The sequence below is a fragment of the Limisphaera sp. 4302-co genome (genome assembly GCF_049537155.1).
In the GTDB taxonomy this organism is placed as follows: Bacteria; Verrucomicrobiota; Verrucomicrobiia; order Limisphaerales; family Limisphaeraceae; genus Limisphaera.
The window spans coordinates 72,725-96,283 of record NZ_JBMVQZ010000001.1 but is presented as its reverse complement, the minus strand read 5'-3'; the positions used below and the strand labels follow the sequence as shown (position 1 = coordinate 96,283).

Below are 23,559 nucleotides of genomic sequence, written 5' to 3'. Positions count from 1 at the left end.
CGGCCGGTGAAGATGGAAAGAGGAGGCAGAGCCCCCCAACCAACAGCCGCGCCAGGAACCCCTCTGTCCCACGCCCGTCACGGAAACCTGCCCGGGTGCCATCGTCCGGAGCATCGGTCGCCCGCGCAAACCATGAAGAAGCATTTCTCTCCCGGCGCGCCGTTCAGAACTCCGAGGTGCATCCGCATGTATCTGGCGGCCTGGCTCGCGGCAGTGGCCGGGACACCGCATCTTCAGGCACAGATCCCCGCCTTCCCCGGCGCGGAGGGATTCGGAGCCTACGCGCGCGGCGGCCGGGGCGGCGACGTGTATTACGTGACCAATCTGAACAGCAGCGGCCCCGGTTCGTTCGCCGACGCCGTGGCCACCGCACCGCCCGCCGGCCGGACCATCGTGTTCGGCGTCAGCGGCTACATACGCATCAACAAGTTCAACCTGAACAAATCCCGCATCACCATCGCCGGCCAGACGGCTCCCGGCGACGGGATCGGATTCGAATTCGGCCCGCTCATGATCAACGGGAGCGACATCGTCATCCGGCACGTGCGCTTCCGCTACGGCCAGCGCGAGGCAGGCGGCGATTGCATTGACCTGGGCAACGGCGTAACCAACATCATGCTGGACCATCTCAGCGTGATGTTTTCAACGGACGAAAACATCTCCAGCTTTTCACAAAACCCGCGACCCGACCTCGTCACCTTCCAATGGTCCCTCAATGCATGGGGGTTGGAAAGTCATTCGGCCGGCGGCCTCTGGGATCTCAACCGCGTGACCACGCACCATACACTCTGGGCCCACAACCACACGCGCAATCCCAAGGCACGACCCGACGGCCTCCTGGACTGGATCAACAACGTGACCTACGACTGGGACATCGGCTTCATCATGGGTGACTCGTCCACCCCTGCGGACTGGAAGGCCAACGTGATCGGCAATTACTTCATCTGCCCGCCCGGCAATCTCCGCAGCGTGGCGCTGGAAAAGGCGAGTCTCGACCGCAACGGCAACCACAACTTCACCCTCCATGTCTCAAACAACCTTTTCGACAACAACGGAAACACCGTGCTCGACGGCACCGACCGCGGCTTCGCCATCGCCTCCGGCAATTACCGGGCGTCCCCGTCCCGGATCGCGGTTGCCGGGTCCCAGGTACCCGTGGCGGTGGATCCGCCCCTGACCGCCTGGAAAAAAATCGTCTCCCAGGCCGGCGCACTGCGGCTCGACGCCCGGGCCGGCATCCCCCTGCGTGACGAGGTGGACACCATCCTGATCGAGAACCTCCTTTCGTGGCGCCGCATGCACGTCAGCCACGAAAGCCAGACCGGGGCCGGCAACAACGGCCGGGGCCGGCTCAACTCCGCTCCACCGCACCCCGACACCGACCGCGACGGCATGCCGGATGACTGGGAACTGACCCTGGGCTGGAACCCCGATCTGCCGGATCCCAACATTCCCCTGCCATCCAACGGCGGCGTACTGGTGGAGCCCACCTTTTTCCCGCCCGGCACACCGGCCGGCTACACAAGATTGGAAGAGTACCTCCATTTCAAAGCCATCCCGCACGCCATCATTCCGCGCAGCACATCGGACAACCCCACTTCCCTGCAGGTGGACCTGCGTCGTTACACGCTCGGCTTTTCCACCCCGCCCGTACGCTTCCAGTTCGGCCAGGTGATCGGAGGTTCCGTCCAGCTCCTGCCGGACGGATCCACCGCGGTTTTCTCGCCCCATCCCGGTTACACCGGACGGGCACGATTCGATTTCACGGTCACCGACGGCGATGGCAGCACCTGGACCCAGACATTCGCCATCCTCATCAGCGCTGCCCGCGTGCCGCGCGACCTCCGGTGGCAGGGCGACGGCGTGCGCAACCTCTGGGACACCGAAACACCCAACTTCCGCGACAGCACCAGCCCCACCGCATTTCAGGACGGTGACCATGTCCGGTTCGACGACTCGGGTTCGAACCAACCACCGGTGACACTCGTGGAGGCTCTCCGTCCCGGATCGGTCGAGATCAACGCCTCGCAGAACTACACGTTCACGGGCCCGGGCTCACTCCAGGGCACGATGAGCCTGGTCAAACGCGGCCCGGGCGAACTCGTCCTTGCGACAACCAACTCCTACACCGGCGGCACCCTCCTGGCCGGCGGCCTCCTCGTCCTGAGCAACAGCACGGCGGGCGCTGGAACCGGCCCCATCCAGATGGAAGGCGGCGACCTCCTGCTGGCCGCGCCCGGTGGTCCGGCCGTGTACAACCAACCCCTCGAAGTGCGGGCCCCCGGCACCCTGCACGTACCCGGCTCGGGAAACGCCAACCAGGCCTGGGGCGCACCACTAACCGGCCCGGCCGCCCTGTACGTGAATGTGGCTGCCGGAGGCACCTTCTCCGCCCGCAGCGGCATGGACCTGTCCGGTTACACCGGGGTCATCACGCTGACCGGCCCCGGGTGGTTCCGCTGGCAGGGCGGAACCGGCAGCAGCACGGCTGGATTCGATCTGGGTCCGGCAGGGGCCATGATTACCCGCGACGGCGGCACCATCACGCTCGGTGCCCTCTGGGGCGGCCCCGCCAGCTCGCTCGGCGGCGCATCGGTGTCTGCCAACCCCACGACCTACCTCGTCGGCCAACGCGGCAGCAGCACGTTCGAAGGCACCCTCCGCGACGGCGCCGCCGCTACCACCCTTGTCAAACTGGGGGACAGCGAACTGGTCCTGACCGGCACGAACCTCCACACCGGAGGTACGCGCATCGGTGCGGGCACGTTGCGCGTGGACGGCCGGCACGGCCCCGCTCCCGTGATCGTCTCCAACAACGCCACCCTCGCCGGAACGGGCGTCATCGAAGGCCCGGTGACTGTCCTCCCGGGTGGCAGAATCGAGCCGGGCGGATCCGCCGTGGGAACCCTGACCCTCGCAGGCGGTTTGACCCTTCAGTCCCCCACTCTGGAGTTCGACCTGGGCCCCTCCCCGGACGCGCCAGGCGACCGGATCCATCTGCAAGGCGGCCTTCTTACCATGAACAGCCTGCAAACCTACCGGTTCCGGCTGGTGGATGGCCGCTTGGAAGCAGGCACCTACAGCTTGATCGAGGGCGGCGACAACTCCGCAGCCAGCGGCGCCGTCTTCACCCACAACCTGCCGGGCGGCACCCGACAAAGATTTCTGCTCCAGCGTCCGCCGGCCGGCAACGGCCAGTGCTACGTCCGGCTCGTCGTGGAAGGCAACCCCGCCACCCTTATCTGGCGCGGCTTCACAAACAACGTGTGGGACCTCGCAACGAGTAACTGGTGGAATGATGGGCAACCGGACCGGTTTTACCCACTGGACACCGTTGTCGTGGACGACAGCAGCGGGACCGCCCCGGAACTCCAGCTCGCCACCGCCATCAACGCCGCTTCTGTGCTAGTGGACATCTCAACGGACCGCACCTTCAGCGGACCCGGGTCGCTGGTCGGCGTCGGAACCCTCACCAAGTCGGGCCCGGCCGCGCTTCACATCCTCACCACCAACGCCGCCTTTCAGGGCACCGTCCACGTGGCCGGCGGCACGCTCGACCTGGCCGCCGCGGGCACCACCCTCGGCCAGGGGCCACTCGTCCTGAGCGGCGCCGGCACCTTCCGGATGCCGCCCACGACGGTCCAGTACCTGTTCCCGGGAACGATCACCGTGCCGGCAGGCCACAGCGGCACGCTGTACTCGCCCGGGCTGTTCAATCAGATCCTCGGACCCGTCGTGTCCGGCGACACCAACAGCGTGCTGCGCATCACCGGCGGCGTCAGTTTCGGCGGCACGGATTCGACCCAATTCGATCTCTTCACCGGCACGATCCATGTTCTCCCCGGCGCCACCCTCCGGTTCGCCGCAGCCAGCAGCGGGAACACCTTCGGGTCGCTCGCCTCCACCTTCCGCGTGGACGGCTCCCTCCGCCCGCGCAACGCCGGCAACACCATCCGGCTGGGCGCGGTCACCGGCTCCGGCGCCCTGGAAGGCCCCCAGTCCAACGCCGGCAGCGGCGACACCCTCTACATCATCGGCGGTGACGACACCCACACGACCTTCAGCGGCAACATCAGCAGCAACAGCGCCGTGCCCGGTAGCCGCGTGCTGGTGCGCAAGGTGGGTTCCGGACGATTGACCCTACGCGGCGCCAGCACCTTCACCGGCGGCATCACCGTCGAAGCCGGCACCCTCCTCGTAAACAACACCACCGGCAGCGGCACCGGCACCGGCCCCGTCCAAGTCCAGAGCGGCGCCACCTTGGGCGGCACGGGAACTCTCGCCGGTCCGGTCACCATCGAAGACCATGGGCGACTCGCTCCCGGCGACGGCGGACCGGGCACGTTGACTTTCCTCGGCGACCTCGAACTGAACGAGTTCAGCGAGCTCGAGTGGGACCTCGGCACCGCAAGCGACCAGATCATGGTGGAGGGTTCGTTCACCCTGGCGGGCCGGTTGCACATCGTGGCCGGACCCGGGTTCGGCCCCGGGACCTACATCCTGGTGCGATACAATCCCGCACGGCCGTACCACGACAGCGGTTTGGAGATCCTCGACCCCACGCGCGGCTACCAGTACGCCGTGGAAACCGGTTCGGGCGAGGTCCGCCTTGTCGTCAGCCCTTTCTCCCCACCGCGATTCACCGCCCTGCAGGTGAACGCAGGGACCCTCACCCTCGCCGGCGAGGGCGGCGTCCCTTCGGCAACATACGTGATCCTCTCCACCACCAACCTGGCCGTTCCCCTGACGGAATGGACGCCCGTGGCCACGAACCGGTTCGATTCCAACGGCCACTTCGACTGGAGTCAGCCATTTGATCCTGCCACACCAGAAACCTATTTCCGGGTGCTGATGCGGTGATGGCACACGGCATCCCCTCACGCCGGCCGAGCTCATGAATGGACCGCATTGCTCCGGTGGGCGTTGCATGGCATAACGACGGCCGTGAAAAGTCTGACCGAGTACCTGTGGTTCGAACTGCCGCGACGGCGCGGATTCGTCAACATCACCGACACGGTCGAGGACCTCGTCCGTAAAAGCGGCGTGCAGGAGGGGCTCTGCCTGGTCAACGCCATGCACATCACCGCCAGCGTGTTCATCAACGATGCGGAGGAAGGGCTCCTGCAGGATTTCGATGACTGGCTCGAAAAACTGGCACCTCACGAACCGATCGGTCAGTACCGCCACAACCGCACCGGCGAAGACAATGCGGACGCGCATCTGAAACGCCAGGTCATGGGCCGTGAAGTGGTGGTGGCCATCACCAAGGGACGGCTCGACCTCGGCCCGTGGGAACAGATCTTCTACGGGGAATTCGACGGCCGCCGGCGGAAACGCGTGTTGGTCAAGATCATCGGCGAATAAACCCGGGCAACCCTCCGCCGGTTCGCACCGCACCCCCGTCTCACCCCTGGAAACGAGGTCATCATGGCCATCCCCCAACTGACCCCCGAACAGATCCGCACCTGGACGCTGGAACAGAAGGACCGCTGGTGGCTGGAAAACGTCTGGCGGGGCGACATGCCCCAGCTGACGTGGCGCTCGGCGCTGACCGGCATGTTCCTGGGTGGCATGCTGTCGCTCACCAACCTCTACGTGGGGGCCAAGACCGGCTGGACGCTCGGCGTGGGGATCACCTCGGTCATCCTGGCCTTCGCGCTGTTCAAGGCGCTGGCCAAACTCCGTCTCACCAGCGAGTTCACCATCCTCGAAAACAACTGCATGCAATCCATCGCCACGGCCGCCGGTTACATGACCGCGCCGCTGATCTCGAGTCTGGCCGCCTACATGATGGTGACCGGGGAGGTGATCCCCATGCCGGTGACGGTGGCATGGATGGTGGCCGTCTCGGTGCTGGGTGTGCTGTTTGCCTTCCCTCTCAAACGCCGGTTCATCAACGACGAACAGCATCCCTTCCCGGAAGGCCGTGCCGCGGGCATCGTGATGGACGCCCTCCACAGCAGCGGAGCCCGCGAAGGATTGTTCAAGGCGCGCGTGTTGGTGGGGGCCGGCGCGCTCTCCGCACTGGCCAAACTGATGCAGAGCCAGCCGATCATGGAGAAACTGGACCTGGCCCGGCTCACCATCCCCGAGTACCTCGACGAATGGATCCACGAACGCTGGGGCGCCTTGCAGGTGCGCGGCGTGGACCTGCGCGAGCTGACGGTTCGGCTCGACACCGACTTCGTGATGATGGCCGCCGGTGGCCTGATGGGCATTCGTGTGGGCGTGTCCCTCCTGGTGGGCGCGGTTGTCAACTACCTGATCCTCGTGCCCTGGGCCATTCAGGCCGGCATCATCCAGGGCACGGCAGGCACCGACGGCGTCCTGCACTACGGCTTCCGCACCATCACCGCCTGGGCCTTGTGGGGCGGCGTGGCCATGATGACCACCGCGTCGTTGCTGGCCTTCTTCTCCAAACCGCAGATTCTGGTCAGTGCCTTCCGCGGCATGTTCCGCCGCCGGCCGACGGGAAACGATGTGCTGGCCCACATCGAGCTGCCGATGTGGGTGTTCGCCGCGGGCATCCCGATCGTGGGCTTCGCAGTGGTATGGATCGGGCACGCATTTTTCGGAGTGAAATGGTGGTTGGGCGCGCTGGCCATTCCGTTGGTCTTCGTTTTCACCCTGATCGCCGTGCATTCCACCGCCCTGACCTCCATCACACCCACCGGCGCGATGGGCAAACTGACCCAGCTGACCTACGGACTGCTGGACCCCGGCAACATCAAAAGCAACCTCATGACCGCCGGGATCACCGCCGAAGTGGCCAGCAACGCCTCGAACCTGCTCATGGACATCAAACCGGGCTACATGCTCGGGGCCAAACCCCGCCAGCAGGCCATCGGCCACGTCCTGGGGATTCTGGCGGGTGCACTGGTCTCGGTACCGGTTTTTTACGCCGTCTTTCTCCGGGGTGGGCCGTCCGAGCTGGTCCAGGAACAGTATCCCATGCCGGCGGCCACGATTTGGAAGGCCGTTGCCGAGGCGTTGACCCAGGGGCTGGATCAGTTGCCGGTCTCGGCCCGGTGGGCGGCGCTGGCGGGCGCGGTGCTGGGGATCGTGCTCGAGGGCGTCCGCATCGCCACCCGCGGTCGGTTCGTACTGTCCCCGGTCGGTTTGGGACTGGCCACGGTGATTCCGTTTAACACCTGTCTGACCATGTTTCTGGGCTCGTTCTTCTTCTGGCTGGCAGGGCGGGTTGTCCACCGTCCGGATCATCCGGCGCATCGGTTGCTGGTCCAAAACCAGGAACCCATCTGCGGCGGCGTCATCGCCGGTGGCGCGCTCATGGGCATCGCAGTGATCCTGGTGGAGAATTTCGTCCTGGCCCGCTGATCGGGTCGGATACCAACCGGCTGCCCGGAAAAAGGAACGGCGCGGGCCGGGGCCCGCGCCGTTGTGTCACTCCTCCACGACAACGGAGCACACCCGTCTCAGACGTCGTAGTAGAGGAAGAATTCGTACGGATGCGGCCGGAGCCGGATGGCGTCGTGTTCCTTCCGCTTGGCCGCAGCCCACATCTCCAGGAACTCGCGGCTGAACACGTCGCCCTTGAGCAGGAACTCGTGGTCCTGCTCCAGGCACTCCACCGCTTCCAGGAGGCTGCCGGCCACCTGCGGGACCCGCTTCAACTCCTCCGGCGGCAGTTCATAGATGTTTTTGTCCAGCGGTTCGCCCGGATGGATCTTGTTCTGGATGCCGTCCAGACCGGCCATCAGCAGTGCCGCGAAGGCCAGGTACGGATTCGCCGACGGATCGGGCGGACGGTATTCCAGGCGGCGGGCCTTGGGGTTCTGGCTGTAGGTCGGGATGCGCACCGCCGCTGAACGATTCCGGGCGCTGTAAGCCAGGTTCACCGGCGCCTCGTAACCCGGGACCAGGCGTTTGTAGCTGTTGGTGGTCGGGTTGCAGATTGCGCACAGGGCCCGGGCATGCTTGAGCAGTCCGCCGATGAAGTAGAGGGCCGTCTCGCTCAGCCCGGCGTACTCGTTGCCGGCGAACAGGGGTTTGCCCTTCTTCCACAAGCTGATGTGGGTGTGCATCCCGCTGCCGTTGTCACCGAACAACGGCTTGGGCATGAAGGTGGCGGTCTTGCCATGTTTGCGGGCCACGTTCTTCACCACGTACTTGTAGACCATCATGGCATCGGCGGTCCGCACCAGCGTGCCGAACCGGTAGTCAATCTCGGCCTGGCCGGCGGTGGCCACCTCGTGATGTTGCCGCTCCACCTGCACGCCGAGCTGGATCATCATCAGGGTCATCTCGTTGCGGATGTCCTGCTGCGTGTCCGCCGGGGGCACGGGGAAATACCCTTCCTTGTGCCGGATCTTGTACCCAAGGTTGGGATGTTCCTCCCGGCCGGTGTTCCAGATGCCCTCGATGGATTCGACCGTGTAGAAGCAGCCGTTGGCACGGCTGTCGTACTGTACGTTGTCGAAGATGAAGAACTCCGCCTCGGGACCGAAATAGGCCGTGTCGCCGATGCCCGTGGCCTCCAAGTACCGCTCGGCCCGCTGGGCAATGCCGCGCGGATCCCGCACGTACGGCTCCCGCGTGCCGGTCTCGTGAATCGTGCACGTCAGGGACAGCGTCGGCACGGCGTTGAACGGATCAATGAACGCCGTGGCCGGATCGGGCAGCGCCAGCATGTCGCTGGCCTCGATGCTCTTCCACCCGCGAATGCTGGAGCCGTCGAACCCGAGACCTTCGGTGAAGACCTCCTCGCTCAGCTCCTCGATCGGGCAGGTGAAGTGCTGCCAGGTCCCGAACGTGTCCACGAACTTGATGTCCACCATCTTGGCCCCGGCTTTCCGGGCCATTTCCATCACTTGTTTGGGTGTGCTCATGACTTCCTGTTGTCGTTGATCGTTGTCTGCACGTTTCGTTGTTGTTTGCGCTCCCCGCGTCTGCCGCCCGCCTCACTCCGGCGGGCAGCAGACTGGGCGGGGAGAAACCCCTTGTCCAGTGGTTTTCCGGTCCGCCGCTCAGGCGCGAACCGATGGATATCCCTCCTCGCCGTGCTCGGCCAGGTCCAGACCCGAGTGCTCCACCTCCGGCGCCACCCGCAGGCCCACGATGGCCCGGGCCAGCAGAAGCGCCACGACCGACACCGCCGCGCTCCAGGCAATGGTCACCAGCACGCTCTTGAGCTGCGTGAAGACCTGCCCGGGCACACTCACGCCCTCGGCCAGGCCGGCCCCGCCCAGGGCACTGCTGGCGCACACGCCGGTGAGCAGGGCGCCGATGATCCCGCCCACACCGTGCACGCCGAACACGTCGAGGCTGTCATCGTAACCGAAAGTCCGCTTCACACTGGTTGCGGCGAAGTAACAGCCCGTGCCGGCCACCAAACCGATGATGAGCGCACCGATCGGACCGGCCGTGCCGCTGGCAGGCGTGATGGCCACCAGACCGGCCACCGCACCCGTGGCCAAACCCACCGCGGTCGGCTTGCCGCTGCGGATCCACTCCAGGAACATCCACGTGGCGGCAGCCGTGCCGGTGGCCACCTGGGTCACCAGCATGGCCATGCCCGCGGTGTTGTTGGCCGCCAGCGCGCTGCCGGCGTTGAATCCAAACCAGCCCACCCACAGCATGGCCGCACCCATCACGGTCATCGGCACATTGTGCGGCGGCAGCGGCTCCTTGCCGAAGCCCATCCGCTTCCCCACCATGAGGCAGGCCACCAGACCGGCAATCCCGGCATTGATGTGCACCACCGTGCCGCCCGCAAAATCCAGCACGCCCCAGTCCCAGAACAACGCCCCGTCGCCCGACCAGGCCATGTGGCAGATCGGCAAATAGCAGAGCGTGAACCATGTCAGCGTGAAAATGAGCATCGCACTGAATTTCATGCGCTCGGCAAAGGCCCCCACGATCAGCGCCGGCGTGATGATCGCGAACGTGAGCTGGAACGTCGCAAAAACCGTCTCCGGAATCGTCCCGGTGAGACTGTCCAGACCCACACCCCGGAGGAAGCACTTGCCCAACCCCCCGATGAAGGAGTGCAGATTGGTCGTCCCGGCGCTCATGCCGGTGGTGTCAAACGCCAGGCTGTAACCATACACCACCCACAGCACCGTGATGATGCTGGCCAGGGCGAAACACTGCACCAGCACGGTCAAGACGTTCCTGGCCCGCACCAGACCCCCGTAAAACAGCGCCAGGCCCGGCAGGGTCATGAACAACACCAGGGCCGTGGCCGTGAGCATCCAGGCCGTGTCACCGGCAGACAGCTCCGGTTTGGCCGCCTCCTCGGCCCAGGCCGACCACGGCACGGCAAACAGCCCGCATGCGGCCAGTCCCCCACCCAATCGTCGCAACAGCTTCTTCATATGCCGAAAACTCGTTGTTCGTTCAGACTCGTTTGTTCCCAAGGTTCAACCTTCCAAGCCTCGACAGCCCCTCATGCCTGTATTAAACGGCCGCCTCGTCCCGTTCCTCGGTTCGAATCCGGATGGCTTGTTCCACCGGCACGACGAAGATCTTGCCGTCGCCGATCTTCCCGGTGCGCGCCGCCTTGAGAATCGCCTGCACCGCGGCGTCCAACTGCGCCTCCGTCACCACCACTTCGATCTTGATCTTGGGGAGAAAATCCACGGTGTACTCGCTGCCCCGGTAGATCTCGGTGTGGCCCCGCTGGCGGCCGAACCCCTTGACCTCGGTCACGGTCATGCCGGCGATGCCCACCTCCCCAAGCGCCTCCTTCACATCCTCGAGTTTGAACGGTTTGATAATGGCCTCGATTTTCTTCATGGCATTGGCGTTCCTCGTTCTTTGGTTTTTGAGCGCCGGGTCCGTTCCCGCTGGTACCCATCCCCGCCACAGGAGATCCGGCCCGGTTCCGTTGCCGCCCCTGAAGCACCCGGGGTGCCAACCCATCCGGGAGCCCGAGCGCAAACGGGTTTACCTCCTTTCCATCAAAGGCTTGGCCGATCGCAAACCGAGGCCCAACCTCCACGCCCCGGCCTAATGTGCAAATCGCTCCTGTTGCGATTTATCCACTCGGACCAAGTCCGGACAGCCAACCCGGCCTTGTCGCACGGCCCCAGCCGCCCGACACTTCACCTGCGCAATGGCAGAATCGTCGTGGAAACGCAGCTGACATTCTGGCCGATGGCCGAGGCGAGGCCGCTGCGTGCCGTGCTGGGTCTGGCGCGGCTCCGCTGTGTGCCGCGGTCGCCAGGTGTGTACTGGTTGGTGGGCCCCTCCCCCGCCGGTCTGGTGACCGTGCTGTACATTGGACGCACCGTCAACCTCCGACGGCGTCTGGCCGATTATCGCAACCTTCGACTCGCCGACGCCCCGCCCGCCCTGGCCCGCGTGTTGCCCCGGGTCCGGGAAGTCCACTGGCAGGCGTGCCCGGACCTGTACGCCGCCGGCCTGCTCGAGACCGACCTGATCCAGCGCTACCGGCCGCGAGGGAACCATGTCGGAACGCATCCGAACAGCCGATGGTTTGCCGGCATGATACGGGACAGGCACCGGTTGAAACTCCTCCGTCGTTCCCGCCCCGAAGGTACCGGCTCATGGTTCGGTGCGTTCCGTCGGCGCAGCGCGTTCGGCGCCCTCGTCCGTTGCCTCCGGCTCACCCTGCACGGCCCGGACGTCGCCTGGCCGGTGGGTTGGTGGGAGGGAAGTGGTCCGGCGGAGGCCGAGTTTGATTTTCCACCGGGTCGCCGGGGAGAAGCCGCCGCAGCGGCGTGGATGGAGCTCCTGGGAGCATACTGGGCCGGCGAGTCGGATGCACTGGTGCACCGGCTCCGGGAGCAGTGCGAACAGGCCGCCCCAAGCGGCACTCCCTGGCACACATTGTGTGCCCGTGACCTCGCCGCCGTGGCGGCCTTCTACTCCCATGTTTCGCGGCCCCTGTGCGAACTCCGCAGGCGATTCGGCATCACCGATCCCTGCCTCCCGGCGGCAAAAACCGAACAGCTCCTTGCGCTGCGCCGGCTGACCGCCGAGCAGATCAGACGCTGGAGCAGACGTTGACTCGCACGTCGTCCGGCCATGCCCAGCAACCGCAAAAAGCCGCCGCACCGCAAAAGCCGCCCGGTTCGACACCGCCCGGCGGCAAAGAACCCCGCCAAGGAACCCGTGCCCGGCCGGAGCCGGGCTGCGCTGGCTGGAACGACCACCTCAATGCGAACCGCGCAGGTGCATCTCGACCTGGGCCAGGTAGTTGCTGACCAGCGGATTGCCGGGAGCCTGCTTGTGGGCCAGCTTGAGTTGCTCCGCGGCAGCCTCCCATTCACCCAATCGCACCAGGGCCACGCCGAGATTGATCCGCGCCAGGAGGTGCCCGGGCTCCCGCGCCAACACTTGCTCGAAGAGTTCCCGTGCCTCGGCGGTGTGCCCGAGAAATGCAAGGGCCTCGGCCAATCGATACCGGGGTTCCACAGCACGTTCATTGAGACGAACCGCCTCCCGAAAGGCCTCCACCGCGTCCGACAGCCGGTCCAGTTTCACCAGGGCACGGCCCTCGTGATAAGCCGCCCGCCAGTCTTGCGGCAACAGAGACCGCGCCCGCACAAAGCAGACCAACGCCTCTTCTGCCCGGTCCCGCTGCATCAACACCTGGCCCAGCTCCAGCCATCCCTCGCTCAGTTCGGGCCGGATCGTCACCGCCCGCCGCAGCAACCGCTCCGCCTCCTCCCACCGGCCCAGACGCGCCAGCAGCCGCCCTTGCTGAAACCACCCAAGGTGGTGATGCGGGATCAGCCGGGCCACGGCCGACCACGCCCCGGCTGCGCCCTGCTCATCGCCGGTTGCCTCCAGAAACAGCGCCTGCTGCTCGCGCACCCGGAAATCATGCGGCCGCCGCGCCACGGCTCGTTCAAGTGTCCGGCGCGCCTGCTCGGCAGCCGCCGCCGTAAGACGCTGCCGCACCTCCTGCATCTCCTGCTCCACCGGCGAGCGCAATCGTGCGGTGTGCCCGGGCCCGGTGAAGGGAGGCTGGCCCAGCCGGCGACGAACATTGTCGAGGATCTCGAGTCTCGCCCAATCCGTCAGCCCCAGCCGCTCGCCGCATTCGGTTTCCGACAACCACCCGGCGGCCGCCTGCCAGCCACGGTCCCGCAACCAGGGTTCCACAGCCTCCGCCAGCGCACGCGCCAGTGCGTAGTTCCCGCCCGGCCGAAGGTGGACGTGCTCGTAGAAACTCTCCCGCCCAGGCACACCATCGGGCGCACGCCCGGCCAGGACCGCCGCGGCATCCAGGAAACCAACCCGCGCACGCGGGAATGGCTCCGCAACTTCCTGCGCAAGCGATCGAATGCGCGAATCCGCGCGGAACGGGAGCGCGTCCAGGTCGCACGCCCGCTGCAACGACGCCCGCGCAAGCGTGGTGCGGCCCAGCTGCAGGGCCACCCAGCCCAGACGATAGTGAGCCTCGGCATGTTCCGGCGCCAGGGCCACAGCCGCCTGATAGGCCTCCAGCGCTGCCTCGTCGTCACCGTTCTGTTCGGCCTCCCAACCGCGGCGCAGCCAGAGGTCCAACGCCTCCAGTGTTCCCCCCGCCGCCAACCGCCCCGGAACGGACGCAAACGGCGGGCAATCCCGGAGGTTGACGGCCGCGGGCGCCACCACCACGCGCGCCCCGCTGCGAAGCCCCAGGGCCACCAGGTCCCGCAGGTTGCGGCGGAAATTCTCGTAAGCCTGCAGGCGCCGCGGATCGTCCGGTGCCAATCGCTGCCCGGCGAACATTTCCATGCCCGCCCAGCCGCCGGGCGGCCCCGCACGACCGCGCAACCGTTCCACCAGATCCTGGGCCGCCTGCCCCAGGGCCGTGCGTTGCAATGCCAGTCGGAACCGGACCATCGGCCACGGAGGTGAGGCCGGCCCGAATACGTTCAGGGCTCCGAAGGGCCCCACCATCTCGTTGTTGCCAAGGTAGAAGATCCAGATGTCTCCGCCATGCCGCGCGCAGTCCCTTGCCATCGGTAACAAGGCATGGGAGTTGATGGCCGTCATCGCAACGGTCACCACCTCCACCGCATGCTCCGGATAACGAGCCTGCAGAAGGACCTCCAGGTATCGTCCCATGCTGAACCCCGGACACGGATCCCCCATGGCCGCCGATTCACCCAGGAGAAAAATCCGGCATCCGCCCGGGGGCGCCGCCATGGACATGACCGTGGGCGGTGGATAACGCAGCAGACCTGCCGGAAAAAAGCGCCGACCGAAATGCTCGTTCTCCACCCAGCAGGCCTTTCCCTCCGACTCCCCGCGCACGAAATAGGTCGTGGGCCAACCGTAACCCGCCAGCCGTGCCACACCCTCCAGCACGACCAGCACCAGCAAAGGCGTCCCCACCGCCAGCGCCACGCGCGCCCATCCCAAGCGGCGCCCCGCTCCACCCGCGCCTGCAGCATCGCCCGGCGAACACCCGCGCGGCGAACGGGTCCTGGACGAACGGGATGTCACAAGCCCACCGACTACCCTGCCGCGCCGGCACCGGCAAGTTCGGAAAAAAACGGATCGGCCGCGCTTGAAACCGGCGGCTCCGCCAACGAGGCCCCCGTGCACCGGTTGATTGCGCCACCGGCTCGCTTCGGGCCAAACTACCTGCCATGAACCGCAAATTGCGCGTCGGAGTCGTGGGGACCGGCGCCCTGGGCCGCCATCATGCCCGCATTTACGCCGAGCTGGCCGCCGCGGGCGATGTGGAGTTCGTCGGCGTCCACGACCTGGACCCCTCGGTCTGCGCAGCCGTGGCACGGGAACACGGCGTGCAGGCATTCCCGACGCTCGAAGCCCTCGTGGAGGCGTGCGACGCGCTCAGCGTGGTGACCCCCACCGTCACGCACTTCGAAATCGCCCGCACCTGCCTCCGGCAGGGCCGCCACGTCCTGGTGGAAAAACCGATGACCGAACGATCCGACCAGGCTGCAGCCCTCGTGGATCTGGCCCGCCGGCAGGGTTGCGTGCTCCAGGTCGGCCACGTGGAACGGTTCAACCCCGTGTTCAGCTACCTCCAGAGTGTGGCCCGCCATCCCCGCTTCATCGAAGTGCACCGGCTCTCGCCCTATCCCGCCCGGTCCACGGACGTGGGCGTGGTGCTCGACCTGATGATTCATGACCTCGACGTGGTGCTGGCCTTCGTCGCGGCACCGGTGGTCGCTGTGGACGCCGTCGGTACGCCGGTTCTGAGCTCGTCGGAAGACATCGCCAACGCCCGCCTCCGTTTCGCCAACGGTTGCGTGGCCAACCTCACCGCCAGCCGCGTCAGCCCGGAACGAATGCGCAAAATCCGCGTCTTCAGTGCAGGCCCCGAGCCGTGTTACATCTCCCTCGATTACCGGGCCCAGAGCGGCTTCATCTATCGGCTGGCGCCCGACGATCAGCCCACCAGTCCGGCCTGGACCCGTTTGCTCGCACTTGCGGGGCGGGACACGACCGTGGTGACCTCGTTCGCCGGCCGGAAAATCGTGCGCCAACCGGTCCCCATCCATCCGGAAGAACCCCTGAAACTGGAACTGCGCCACTTCGTGGATTGCGTACGCGCACGCCGCACCCCCCTGGTGGACGGTGAAACGGGGCGTGCGGCCCTGGACCTGGCGCTGGAAATCACGCGCCAGATCCAGACCAGCCTCTCATCAATCGTCTGAAGGAGAACGTCCCATGCGACCCATTTCCGTCCTGTTGATCGCCGGTGAGCCCAGCGGAGACCGCTTGGGCGCCGACCTCGTCCGAGCCCTGCGCCAGCTCCTGCTGGAACTCGAACTGACCCCGCAGCCCGATGTCCAACCCCTCCGGACCGCCCTGCCACCGGAGTTTTTCGGCGCGGGCGGACCCGCCATGCGTGAAGCCGGTGTCGAGATCGTCAGCGACCCGACCGCGTGGGCCACCATCGGATTGTTCGACGTCTTGCGCCGTCTGCACCTCTACCACCGGGCCTTCCGGACTTTGCAGGACGAGGCCCGCCGACGCCAGCCGGACCTGGTGATCGGGATCGATTCCGGCGGGTTCAACCTCCGCTTCGCCGCCGCCATCCGGCGGCACCTGCGCAAACGGCGCGACTGGTTTCACCCCTGGCGGCCCGTGCTCGTCCAGTATGTCTCGCCCCAAGTGTGGGCCTCCCGCCCCGGCCGCGCACACCTCATGGAGGAAAACCTGGACCTGCTGCTGAGCATCCTGCCGTTCGAGCCCGAATGGTTCGCCCGCCACGCGCCCCGGTTGACGGTGCGCTACGTGGGACACCCGCTGGTGGACCGGTGGTCGGAGGCCCCCGCCCAACCGCACCGGAGAAACACCTCCGGCCCGCCGCGACTGGCACTGCTGCCGGGAAGCCGCCCCGACGAAATCCGCCGGCACGGTCCCCTGCTGGCAGAGACCTGGAACATCCTGAAGCAGAAGTGGCCCGGCCTCCAGGGACGTTGCGCCGTTCCCGACCGTGCCCTCGCCGAGGCGCTGCGCCAGCAGGGCTGGCCCGCCGAAATCCCCGTGGACGTCGGGCCCGCCCGTCCGGTGCTCGAATGGGCCGACCTGGCCCTCACCAAGTCCGGCACCATCACCCTCGAATGCGCCCTGGCGGACCTGCCGGCGGTCGTGTTCTACAGGACCGCCCCGCCGACCTATTGGGTGGGCCGGCATCTCGTTCACGTACGCCATCTGGCCATGCCCAACCTGCTGCTCGGCCGCCCGGTTTATCCCGAGTTGATACAAGGCCAGGCCGAGCCCCGGCGCCTGGCCGCAGCGAGTGTGGAGCTGTGGGAAAACGCCGCCCGGAGGGACGAATTGCACCGGGCCCTGGCAGAGGTCCGGAAACGGCTCGGCCCGCCCGGCGCAAGCCTGCGCGCCGCCCGGCTCCTGGCCGGATGCCTGAGCCGCAAACCCTCCGCCCTGCCGGTCGAGCTGCCGCTCCCCGTCGGGAGCGCCTGGGATCCGGCAACCGCCACTGCCTGAACCCGCGGCACCGGGGTGGCCGGTGCCGGCCTCACGCCCGCCCGGCATGCCCTCGGCTTCTCCTCAGCGCGACTTCAACAGCCGCTCCAACAACGGGCGGAGCCGCCGCACCGTCTGCGGCGGCCACAATTTGCGATCCGTCAGAATCGCGTTCTCCAGGGCCGAATGACACGAACAACCCGGCTTTTCCGGAATCTTCGGGATCACCCGCCGGATCAACTTTCGCGCCGTCTCGGCGTTCCGCTGGAGATTGTCCAACACCATCTCCACGGTCACGTGTTCCTGCTCGTCGCTCCAGGCGTCATGGTCCGTGACGAATGCCATCGTCGCATAGGCGATCTCCGCCTCCCGCGCGCACCGTGCCTCGCCCAGGTTGGTCATGCCCACCACATCGTAACCCAGACGATGATGGGTGACCGACTCGGCCCGCGTGCTGAAGGTGGGGCCTTCGATGCAGACATAGGCACCACCGTCGTGGACCCGGAGCCGCGCCGCGCGGGCCTCCTTCAAAATGATTCGCCGCAGTTCCTCACAAACCGGATGGGCAAAGGCCACGTGCGCAACGATGCCACCGCCGAAAAACGTGTGTTCCAGCCCCTTCTTGGTCCGGTCCACAAACTGGTCCACCAACACCAGGTCACACGGGCGATACCGCTTCTGCAACGCGCCCACGGCGCTGACGCTCAGGATCCACGCCACCCCGAGCTTTTTCAGCGCCCAGATGTTGGCCCGGTGGTTCAGTTCCCCCGGCAGCCACCGGTGTCCCCGCCCGTGGCGCGCCAGAAACACCACCGGCCGGCCCTCCAACCGGCCCTCCAACAGCGCATCCGAGGGATCGCCAAACGGTGTGCGCACCCGCACCCAGCGTGGCTCGGTCAAACCCTCGATCTGGTACAGCCCCGTGCCTCCAATAATCCCGATCCGCGGTTCGTTCATGCCCCTTCTTATGGCTCCGACCCGGCTCCGGGGCCAGCCCATTCCCCGCGCCGGTACCCGAAGCCGACACGAAACCGGACGGTTCCCGTCGCCAGCCCGTTGCCCTGCCGCCTGAGGCCGTGCCGCCGGGGCAGCCGGGCCCGCCCCGGTTTGACACCACCCCGCCGCCCCACCATATTCCGCCCCATGAAACGATTTCTCCTCCTCACGCCCCTGATGTTGAGCGCACTGGCGCTCGGCGCCGGCCAGGGTCCGGCCTCCCACCCTTACGACATCAAGCTCGTGGACATTGACGGCAGGGAAACCACCCTCGGCGCCTACCGCGGCAAGTTGCTCCTGATCGTCAACGTCGCCTCCAAATGCGGGTTCACCCCGCAGTACGAGGCCCTCGAACAGCTCTATCGGAAGTACAAGGAGCGCGGCTTGGTGGTGCTGGGATTCCCCTGCAACCAGTTCGGCAACCAGGAACCCGGCAGCAACGAGGAAATCAAACAGTTCTGCACCTCCCGCTACGACGTCACCTTCCCGATGTTCAGCAAGATCGAGGTCAACGGACCCGGACGCCACCCGCTGTACCAATGGCTGGCCGGGCCCGATTCGCCCTTCGCCGGCGACATCAAGTGGAATTTCACGAAGTTCCTCGTGAGTCGTGACGGACGCATCCTCCGCCGCTTCGAATCCCGTGTGCGACCCGACTCCGATGAAATGATCCAAGCGGTGGAAGAAGCCCTGGCCGCCCGGTAGCCCCCTCCCCCGCAATCCAACCGGACGTTGGCCGCACTCGGCCGGCGGCTCTCCAGAGCAGGCTCGAAAAGGGATCGTCTCACCGGCCGGGCCGTTCCCCCTCACCCGGACCGGGGCCTCCGCGCCCTCTCCGGGAGCAGCCGAGTCTCACACCTTGCCCATCTTTTGCAGGGCGGCAAACGCCCGGCGAATGGCGTCCATGGGGTCCTTACTGGTCTCGTGTTCGACCACGTACCACTGCGTGCCGCCCCGGGTCTCGCACCATTCGAACACCGCCGGCCAGTTGACCTTGTCCTCGCCGAAAACCGCCTCCGGACCGCCCCCATGCGACTTGATGTGGATGGTCAGCGCACGCCCCGGGTACCGACGCAGCACCTCCACCGGGTCCGCCCCGCCGGCCATGCAATTGCTCGTGTCCAGCTGCATCACCACGTCGGGGTGCGTGTTGCCGAAAAACAGGTCCCACGCCGTCTGACCATCGAATTTCTGAAAATCATGCGCATGAGCGTGATAGCCGACGTACATCCCGCGGGAACGCACCTTGTCAGCCACCTCGTTGAACAGCCGCGCCTTTTCCAACCATTCCTCCCGTGACCGGCCCTCCATCCAGGGCACGATCAAAAACCGGTTGCCCAGGATCTGGTTGAACTCGATCGTCGCCTCCAGCTTGTCCGGCAGGATGCTTTCGTAGGGTGTGTGCGTCCCGCACGTGACCAGGCCGAGATCATCCAGCATCTTCCGCAGTTCCCTTGCAGAACGATTGTGGTACCCGGCCCACTCCACACCCTTGTAACCGATTCGAGCGACTTGGGCGAGCGTACCGGCCAAGTCCTTCGCGCAAAGTTCCCGCACCGAGTAAAGTTGCACGCCCACCGGGATCTTGGGCCGGCCGGCATCCGCCGCCCTCACCAACCGGCCGGCGGCCACGGTGAACCCCACCGAAAAGGCCGTCGCCTGATGCAAAAACGCCCGCCGGGTCATGCCACCGTTACCGTTCGCATTCATGGTCTCACCTGTGTCTTTCTGATTTGTGTGCCGGACTCCTGGTTCAAGTTCCGCCCATATCGTGACACCCCGCCCTGACCCGGGTCAACCCGCCGGCAGCCGTCCGTGACCCCGCCGCCGCAAACCCGCCCCGGCTGTCCGGCCTGATGTTCCGCGACCAATCCCCCCTCGCACGCATCGTCCTTCCGCCACCACCCGGACCGCGTTGCCTGCTCACCTGTTCATCCCGGACAAGGGACCAACCCGGCCAGGCGAAGATACGGACCCTTCACACCGAACCCGACGCACGTCAGCCGGCCGGCCTCAAAGAAGGACCAGGTTGTCCCGATGCACCACCTCCACCCCACGAAGCTGGCGCGAGCGGATCTGTTCGGCACTGAAGGACGCAAGTCCCCGGGCGAATTCCGTCCCGTCCAGGTCGCAGATCCTGACGACCTCGCCGGCATCGAAATCTCCCTCGCACCGTGCAACCCCCGGAGGAAGCAAACTCTTGCCCTTCTCGCGCAGGGCGGCGCGGGCACCGTCGTCCACGTACAACGTACCCTTGGGATGATGAAAGAACGCGATCCAACGCTTCCGCCCGCGCAGGCGGGTCGGTCCCGGCACGAACAGCGTCCCCTCGGTCTCTCCCGAAAGAATGCGCTGCAGCACGTTCTTCTTGCGACCCGAAGCGATCACCATGGGAATGCCGGCACGCATCACGATCCTGGCGGCCTCGAGTTTGGAAGCCATGCCACCGACCGCCGTGGGACTCTGTGTCCCCCGGGCGATCCGTTCCAACGCGGCGTCAATCTTCTCGACCACAGGGATGGTCCGCGGATCGGCCTTGCCAAAGTTCTCGATGACCCCGTCCACCGTGGTCAGGATGACCAGCAGATCCGCCGGCAGCAGCACGGTGACCAGGGCGGATAGACGATCGTTGTCGCCGAACTTGATCTCCGCGAAAGATACGGCGTCGTTTTCGTTGATGATCGGCACCACCCCGTGGCGAAGCAGCGTCACGAGCGTATTGCGCGCGTTGAGATGCCGCTCGTGATGTTCCAGATCGTCGTGGGTCAGAAGGACCTGCGCCACTACCAGTCCGTGGGCCGCAAAAAGCCTCTCGTACACGGCCATCAGGCGCGACTGCCCCACGGCGGCGCAGGCCTGCAGTTCGCTGAGGTCGGTCGGCCGCTTTTCGTACCCGAGCACACCCATCCCGGCGCCCACGGCGCCGCTGGTCACCAGCAGGACCTCCCGCCCGGCCTTGCGCTGCTCGGCAATCTGGGCCACGAGCTGCTCCATCTGGGCCGGGTCCGGCTGCCGCCGGCTGTCGGTCAACACCCCGGTGCCCACTTTGACCACCATCCGCGTGACGTCCTTGAGTTGCTCCCGTTGCACAGTCTGCCAGAGAAAGCCAAATCGAACCCCGGCAAAAGATCAAAGTGACCCCGGCCGCGCCGGCAGCCCGTGCCGCGAAGGCGCCCAAACAAACCGTCCGACGCCGAAAACCGGTCGGCGGAAAGCGGGTTCCCTCACCCGTCGGGCTGTACGGCCGGGCCCTCCCCTCGCCGCCACCATTGCCGCGTCTGCCCCTTGTCCCTGCCCCCACCAGCAACCCTGCGCTCCCGTGCCCCTGTGCCGGTTCCGTCAACACCTCGCTTCCCGACCGATCCGACCGGCCAAGCCGTCCCCAACTCCTCTCCGCCCGGGACGCACCGCCGTGGAACCGACCGCCTTCCGCCATTGGCCCGCGACAAGCCGTTGACAACCGGTTGCCGCACGGTAGGCTGGTGGAACTCGAAACTTGGACAACTGAGGAGAGATCCAACCTGATATGGCGAATACCAAATCCGCAGCAAGAGCGGTACGAGTGAGCGAACGGCGGCGACGCCGCAACCTGGTCTACAAGAAGCGCATCAAGCGCCTCCAGAAGGCGTATCTGGCGGCATTGAACAGCGGCGATCGGAAGGCCGCCGAGGGGGCCTGGCGTGCTTGCGTCTCCGCCGTGGACAAGGCGGTCCAGGCGGGCGTCATCCCCCTCCGCCGCGCCGCCCGGGTCAAGTCGCGCTTGAGCACGCGGCTGAACGCTCTGCCGGCGGCCTGATCCCGTTCTCCGTCTCATTGCCCCGGCCCGATCGCGTCGTGAAGGCGCCGGATCGGGCCGTTTCGTTGCACGGCTTCCTCCACCCTGTCGCCGGGACCCGCGAGAGCCGGGTCAGCGTCCGGAAGATCCAGCCCGTGGACCGGTCATCGGCACGAACAGAACCGGCAGCACGGCGCGACGTTCCAGTTTCCCCTCCCTCTTGCGCAGCACCACCAGCTCCTGCATCCCGGGCGGGCCCACGGGAATGATCATCCGGCCCCCGTCCTTGAGCTGTTCGATCAACGGCTCCGGCACGTGATCGGGCGCGCACGTGACGAGAATCGCATCGAACGGGCCCGCCTCCGGCCAACCCAGGTAACCGTCCCCGGCTCGCACGTGCACGTTGGTGTAGCCGAGCCGCTCCAAAGTGGCCCGCGCACGTTCCGCCAACGGCTCGATGATCTCGATCGTGTACACCTCGGCACCCATCTCGGCCAGCACAGCCGCCTGATAACCGGAACCCGTGCCCACCTCCAACACCTTCTCACCGGGTTGCGGATCCACCTGCTCCGTCATGAAGGCAACGATGAACGGCTGGGAGATCGTCTGGCCGAACCCGATCGGCAGGGGCCGGTCCTCATAGGCATGCGCCCGCACGGATTCGGGCACGAATTCGTGCCTCGGGACCTTCTCCATCGCGCGCAACACCCGGGGATTCCGGATGTCCCGGCCCGGCGCCTTCAGTTGTTCCACCACCATCCGGCGGCGCAGCTCCGCCTGCGACGGTGGTTCGTCCAGAGGCGCGCAACCCACGAATGAAACACTCATGACCCAGCCCACCAGCGCCCGGATGGGAACGCCAAGCATCCGCATACACTCCAACCATACCCCCGAAGGGACCAAATGTCAGGAAGTCGAACGGTCCCGGCAGGGCGAACCCGTAGGCTTCAGGTTCGCAGACCGGCCCTCCGAAGCCGCTCCCCCGCCGGCCTTGCGGGCAGCCGACCCGGCTCGCAACCCAGACACACCGCCGCCGTGTCCAAACCGCCACGGAGCCACCTTTCCGGCCCTTCCCCGGCCACGATCGACCGGCATACGCCCGCCACCAGGGCATCGCCGGCACCCAATCGGTTGCGCAATCGGACCTCCGGAGGCCGCGCCCGGTGGGCCGCCGAAGGTTCGGCCCGGATCAACCACGCCGGGTCCGGACCACGGCTCACCAGCACCCAACCGCCCGAAACCTTCGACATCGCCCGGGCTGCGCGCACCACGCCCTGCTCCGTGCGAAACCGCCTTCCCCACCACGCTGCCAGCTCCTCCCCGTTCGGTTTCACCAGAAACGGCCCGGCCGCCAGCGCGTTCCGCAGGGCCTCACCGTCGCAGTCCAGCACGGTGTGCACGCCCACCCTGCGCGCATGGCCGAGGAGGACGGCGTATCCGTCCGCGGGTGCACCCGGTGGCAGGCTCCCCGACAACACCGCCAGCGCAGCACCCTCCAGCGCAGCTTCGAACCTTTCCACGACCGCCCGCCACTCGCGCGCACGGAGCTCCGGACCCGACCGGTTGAATCGCCACTGCCGGCCCGAGGGGTCCGTAACCAGCACGTTGACCCGGGTCGCGGCCCCCACCTCGACAACCTCGCAGGGAATGCCCTCCCGGCGCAGGGCACCGGCCAGTTCCCGTCCTTCCGCACCTCCCGCAGGTAGCACGAGACGGACCCGCAGACCCAGCCACCGTAGCCACCGGGCCACGTTCACCCCCTTCCCGCCCGCCCAGCAGCGCTCTTCCAGGATCCGGTTCTTTTCCTCCGGACGAACACCGTCCACGCGCCATTCCACGTCGAGAGCGGGATTGGCGCAAAGAACCGCAATGTGCTTCCGGCTCATCTGCCCGCGCAGGAG

17 protein-coding genes are annotated in these 23,559 nt (G+C 66.6%); 8 read left to right on the top strand and 9 right to left on the bottom strand.

The window, feature by feature from the left end:
• Positions 1 to 132 precede the first annotated feature (132 nt).
• The 3 genes from ACPDIX_RS00305 (at position 133) to ACPDIX_RS00295 (ending at position 7,338) form a co-directional block, all read left to right on the top strand.
• Positions 133 to 4,860 carry an autotransporter-associated beta strand repeat-containing protein gene (locus ACPDIX_RS00305; protein WP_423429766.1) on the top strand — a complete coding sequence of 1,576 codons (4,728 nt, stop codon included), beginning with the start codon at positions 133 to 135 and terminating at the stop codon, positions 4,858 to 4,860.
• 84 nt (positions 4,861 to 4,944) lie between these two features.
• Positions 4,945 to 5,364 (top strand): secondary thiamine-phosphate synthase enzyme YjbQ, encoded by a 420-nt coding sequence (locus tag ACPDIX_RS00300; RefSeq protein ID WP_423429765.1) that lies wholly within the window; start codon positions 4,945 to 4,947, stop codon positions 5,362 to 5,364.
• A gap of 63 nt (positions 5,365 to 5,427) precedes the next feature.
• Positions 5,428 to 7,338, top strand: coding sequence for an OPT family oligopeptide transporter (locus ACPDIX_RS00295; RefSeq protein WP_423429764.1), 1,911 nt, complete (start codon positions 5,428 to 5,430; stop codon positions 7,336 to 7,338).
• 98 nt (positions 7,339 to 7,436) lie between these two features.
• Here ACPDIX_RS00295 and glnA read toward each other — a convergent pair whose 3' ends face one another.
• From glnA to ACPDIX_RS00280, 3 genes are all read right to left on the bottom strand, one after another.
• Positions 7,437 to 8,849 carry a type I glutamate--ammonia ligase gene (gene glnA, locus ACPDIX_RS00290; RefSeq protein ID WP_423429763.1) on the bottom strand — a complete coding sequence of 471 codons (1,413 nt, stop codon included), beginning with the start codon at positions 8,847 to 8,849 and terminating at the stop codon, positions 7,437 to 7,439.
• A 138-nt stretch (positions 8,850 to 8,987) separates the two neighbouring features.
• Positions 8,988 to 10,337 carry an ammonium transporter gene (locus ACPDIX_RS00285; RefSeq protein WP_423429762.1) on the bottom strand — a complete coding sequence of 450 codons (1,350 nt, stop codon included), beginning with the start codon at positions 10,335 to 10,337 and terminating at the stop codon, positions 8,988 to 8,990.
• 82 nt (positions 10,338 to 10,419) lie between these two features.
• Positions 10,420 to 10,758: a P-II family nitrogen regulator gene (locus ACPDIX_RS00280; protein WP_423429761.1), complete on the bottom strand. Its 339-nt coding sequence runs from the start codon at positions 10,756 to 10,758 to the stop codon at positions 10,420 to 10,422.
• 333 nt (positions 10,759 to 11,091) lie between these two features.
• Between ACPDIX_RS00280 and ACPDIX_RS00275 the strand changes: the two genes are divergently transcribed.
• Positions 11,092 to 11,994 carry a nucleotide excision repair endonuclease gene (locus ACPDIX_RS00275; RefSeq protein WP_423429760.1) on the top strand — a complete coding sequence of 301 codons (903 nt, stop codon included), beginning with the start codon at positions 11,092 to 11,094 and terminating at the stop codon, positions 11,992 to 11,994.
• A gap of 147 nt (positions 11,995 to 12,141) precedes the next feature.
• On the opposite strand, the gene ACPDIX_RS00270 is transcribed toward ACPDIX_RS00275, so the two are convergent.
• Entirely contained in the window at positions 12,142 to 14,328 is a 2,187-nt protein-coding gene (locus ACPDIX_RS00270) for a tetratricopeptide repeat protein (protein ID WP_423429759.1), read from the bottom strand.
• Positions 14,329 to 14,573: 245 nt separating this feature from the next.
• On the opposite strand from ACPDIX_RS00270, the gene ACPDIX_RS00265 reads away from it, so the two are divergent.
• The gene (locus ACPDIX_RS00265) at positions 14,574 to 15,611 is read left to right on the top strand and encodes a Gfo/Idh/MocA family oxidoreductase (protein ID WP_423429758.1); all 1,038 of its coding nucleotides are present in this window, start codon (positions 14,574 to 14,576) and stop codon (positions 15,609 to 15,611) included.
• Positions 15,612 to 15,624: 13 nt separating this feature from the next.
• A complete protein-coding gene (gene lpxB / locus ACPDIX_RS00260; RefSeq protein WP_423429757.1) occupies positions 15,625 to 16,908 on the top strand; it encodes a lipid-A-disaccharide synthase in 1,284 nt (427 codons plus the stop codon).
• A gap of 63 nt (positions 16,909 to 16,971) precedes the next feature.
• On the opposite strand, the gene mtnP is transcribed toward lpxB, so the two are convergent.
• Complete coding sequence (gene mtnP / locus ACPDIX_RS00255) at positions 16,972 to 17,844, bottom strand: S-methyl-5'-thioadenosine phosphorylase (RefSeq protein WP_423429756.1); 873 nt, start codon at positions 17,842 to 17,844, stop codon at positions 16,972 to 16,974.
• 186 nt (positions 17,845 to 18,030) lie between these two features.
• On the opposite strand from mtnP, the gene ACPDIX_RS00250 reads away from it, so the two are divergent.
• Positions 18,031 to 18,588 (top strand): glutathione peroxidase, encoded by a 558-nt coding sequence (locus ACPDIX_RS00250; protein WP_423429755.1) that lies wholly within the window; start codon positions 18,031 to 18,033, stop codon positions 18,586 to 18,588.
• 147 nt (positions 18,589 to 18,735) lie between these two features.
• On the opposite strand, the gene ACPDIX_RS00245 is transcribed toward ACPDIX_RS00250, so the two are convergent.
• Positions 18,736 to 19,593, bottom strand: coding sequence for a sugar phosphate isomerase/epimerase family protein (locus ACPDIX_RS00245; protein WP_423429754.1), 858 nt, complete (start codon positions 19,591 to 19,593; stop codon positions 18,736 to 18,738).
• A 303-nt stretch (positions 19,594 to 19,896) separates the two neighbouring features.
• The gene (proB, locus tag ACPDIX_RS00240; RefSeq protein ID WP_423429753.1) at positions 19,897 to 20,973 is read right to left on the bottom strand and encodes a glutamate 5-kinase; all 1,077 of its coding nucleotides are present in this window, start codon (positions 20,971 to 20,973) and stop codon (positions 19,897 to 19,899) included.
• Between the two features lie 436 nt (positions 20,974 to 21,409).
• Here proB and rpsT point away from each other — a divergent pair, with 436 nt between their 5' ends.
• Positions 21,410 to 21,679 carry a 30S ribosomal protein S20 gene (gene rpsT, locus ACPDIX_RS00235; RefSeq protein ID WP_423429752.1) on the top strand — a complete coding sequence of 90 codons (270 nt, stop codon included), beginning with the start codon at positions 21,410 to 21,412 and terminating at the stop codon, positions 21,677 to 21,679.
• 111 nt (positions 21,680 to 21,790) lie between these two features.
• On the opposite strand, the gene ACPDIX_RS00230 is transcribed toward rpsT, so the two are convergent.
• Both ACPDIX_RS00230 and ACPDIX_RS00225 read right to left on the bottom strand, forming a co-directional pair.
• Positions 21,791 to 22,486: a protein-L-isoaspartate(D-aspartate) O-methyltransferase gene (locus ACPDIX_RS00230; RefSeq protein WP_423429751.1), complete on the bottom strand. Its 696-nt coding sequence runs from the start codon at positions 22,484 to 22,486 to the stop codon at positions 21,791 to 21,793.
• A 119-nt stretch (positions 22,487 to 22,605) separates the two neighbouring features.
• A complete protein-coding gene (locus tag ACPDIX_RS00225) occupies positions 22,606 to 23,544 on the bottom strand; it encodes a 1-phosphofructokinase family hexose kinase (RefSeq protein WP_423429750.1) in 939 nt (312 codons plus the stop codon).
• Positions 23,545 to 23,559 lie beyond the last annotated feature (15 nt).